The sequence below is a fragment of the Staphylococcus sp. HMSC65H10 genome (assembly GCF_001839185.1).
In the GTDB taxonomy this organism is placed as follows: Bacteria; Bacillota; Bacilli; order Staphylococcales; family Staphylococcaceae; genus Staphylococcus; species Staphylococcus simulans.
Window position 1 is genome coordinate 1 of record NZ_KV840386.1, and the last position, 2,121, is coordinate 2,121.

Here is a 2,121-nt window from a genome sequence, read left to right on the forward strand (position 1 = left end):
CTGGTACTTGCACCTATGTGAAAATGATTTAATGATAAAGGCGGTGCGTTAAATGAATGAATATAAAGAGGGATATATATTGGAAGAGAAAAATATTCTATTAAAAAAGATTGTTAAAACTAAAGGTGATGGTAGTAAAGGCAATCCAGTCAGAAAAATAACGCAATATTATAGTCAACAAAGAGATCTAATTTTTCAATTAGATCCATTTGTTGATAATGAAATGATTTCATCAGCATCTAACACACTTAATTCAGCTGAAACAAAATGCCCTAAAGAATGAATTAGTTTTTTCATGTCAGTTATATCCTTGTTTTTAATTTTGCGATAATAATGCGTTTCATCATTACCTAGATATGAAATAGCTTTAGCGAGTTTCACTATTGAGTTATTATCAATTTTTTTAATACATTGTGCAAGTGGTTTAGCTTTTATATCATCAAAATTTTCATCTTCTTTCATGTATATTAAGTAATCTTTAACCAAAAACTCAATAGCTTTTCTGTACCCTACTCCAGCTATTTCATTTAGTTTCTTATTTTCAGCTTGCTTGGATTGTAAATAAATCTCTTTGAATTTTGGGGAAATTTTTTCCAATGATTTTGGAAAGGGATAATAAACATCTGGTATTTCAGGATATTCTAATAACTCTGTTCTGTATCCGGCTATCGAGTTATCAAAACGGTAATCAACTTGATACTCCAAACAATAAAATCTTTTACATTTTGGATGAGAGCATTGAAATGTGATTACTAAATTACTTTCTAATTTTGCATTTAAAGCACTATGAAGAGAAACTTTAGGTTCAGCGTAATTATGGCAAATAGGACATTTATCTAAATAATAAAATAAGACATTTAAATAGCTGTTACCGGATTCGTTTGAACATTTTAAAATCGATTTTTCCATGTAAAGCACCTCGCTTTAGTTATTAAATTTAATTATACAAAAATAATAAAAGAAAGTATAGGTAGTATGTATCAAGAGAATTGTCGAGCAATTGGAACAAGAGTTACAAAGTAAAAGTGTAAAGGGCTTTGTGATTGATGCAAGCCCTACACGCATTACTGCAATCGTTGCTAGAGAGGATTATTTGAATAATAGGAGGAAATGGGATGAAACCTAAATTCAGAGCGTGGGATTCGTTAGAAAATAAAATGAGATATGACATAGGCGTTATTGAATTTAATGCATTCGATAAAAACGTTAGTGCATTAGCTTTTAATCATCACCTTGACGACACGGGTTACGGGGAAGTTGATAACTCGCAATCTGAATATTACGATGCCCTTTGTTTTAAACTAATGCAGTACACTGGTCTAAAAGACAAAAACGGAAAAGAAATTTATGAGGGCGATATTCTTAAGTGGTTGGGACATCATGGTCATGGTTGGCAAGCTACAATATATGGTTTTATCACATATGAAAAGGAGCAAGCAAGATTCAGATTAAATGAAGATAACAACGAATATTATGAAGATATTTATCGCATTTCAAAAATCGGGGAAGTTGTTGGAAATATTTATGAAAACCCTGAATTACTGGAGAGGAGCAGTGAGTGATGAAATACAAATACATGATACTAGATATTGAAGGGGCCAAAGAATTAGCTGAAAAATTTAAAGATATAAAAACGTGTCAAGAAATTTATGAAGAAAGAGTTGAAGTGCTGGAAAAAGCAAGGGCGTTTGATCGCATTAAAGAAATGATTGATGACCAGCAATTAGAAGGCGAACCAGATAGCGAAGTGTTGAGTGAAATAAAATATGAAATATCGAAAGTGGAGGACAAAAAATAATGACTAAATTACAAATCAAATTATTATCTGAAAACGCAACAATGCCGAAACGCGCTAATGAAACGGACTCCGGTTTAGACCTATATGTGTCTGAAACAACAGTGATTGAACCTCATACAACAGTCGCAGTTAAAACAGATGTTGCAATTAATTTACCCTATGGTTATGAAGGACAAGTTAGACCACGTTCTGGTAAATCTCTTAAAACTAAACTACGTGTAGCGTTGGGTACGATAGATCAAACTTATCATAAAGAGATTGGAATTATCACAGATAATATCAGTAATGAACCTATAACTGTTAAACAAGGCGAACGTTTAGCA

4 protein-coding genes are annotated in these 2,121 nt (G+C 32.0%); 3 read left to right on the forward strand and 1 reads right to left on the reverse strand.

All coding sequences use genetic code 11. From position 1 onward, the window contains the following. Positions 1–195: 195 nt before the first annotated feature. Positions 196–909 carry a DUF4145 domain-containing protein gene (locus HMPREF3270_RS13560; RefSeq protein WP_083326838.1) on the reverse strand — a complete coding sequence of 238 codons (714 nt, stop codon included), beginning with the start codon at positions 907–909 and terminating at the stop codon, positions 196–198. Positions 910–1,115: 206 nt separating this feature from the next. Here HMPREF3270_RS13560 and HMPREF3270_RS10125 point away from each other — a divergent pair, with 206 nt between their 5' ends. From HMPREF3270_RS10125 to HMPREF3270_RS10135, 3 genes are all read left to right on the forward strand, one after another. Next, entirely contained in the window at positions 1,116–1,562 is a 447-nt protein-coding gene (locus tag HMPREF3270_RS10125) for a YopX family protein (protein WP_070848986.1), read from the forward strand. Continuing rightward, the gene (locus tag HMPREF3270_RS10130; RefSeq protein WP_070684447.1) at positions 1,562–1,798 is read left to right on the forward strand and encodes a hypothetical protein; all 237 of its coding nucleotides are present in this window, start codon (positions 1,562–1,564) and stop codon (positions 1,796–1,798) included. The genes HMPREF3270_RS10125 and HMPREF3270_RS10130 overlap by 1 nt, the downstream gene beginning before the upstream one ends. After that, on the forward strand, positions 1,798–2,121 hold a 324-nt coding region (locus HMPREF3270_RS10135; protein ID WP_070867253.1), incomplete at its 3' end, for a dUTP diphosphatase. The genes HMPREF3270_RS10130 and HMPREF3270_RS10135, both read left to right, overlap by 1 nt.

Excerpts from the sequence above, each read along its gene's own strand:
- HMPREF3270_RS13560 (WP_083326838.1), bottom strand. The coding sequence starts at position 909 with ATGGAAAAATCGATTTTAAAATGTTCAAACGAATCCGGTAACAGCTAT.
- HMPREF3270_RS10125 (WP_070848986.1), top strand. The coding sequence starts at position 1,116 with ATGAAACCTAAATTCAGAGCGTGGGATTCGTTAGAAAATAAAATGAGA.
- HMPREF3270_RS10130 (WP_070684447.1), top strand. The coding sequence starts at position 1,562 with ATGAAATACAAATACATGATACTAGATATTGAAGGGGCCAAAGAATTA.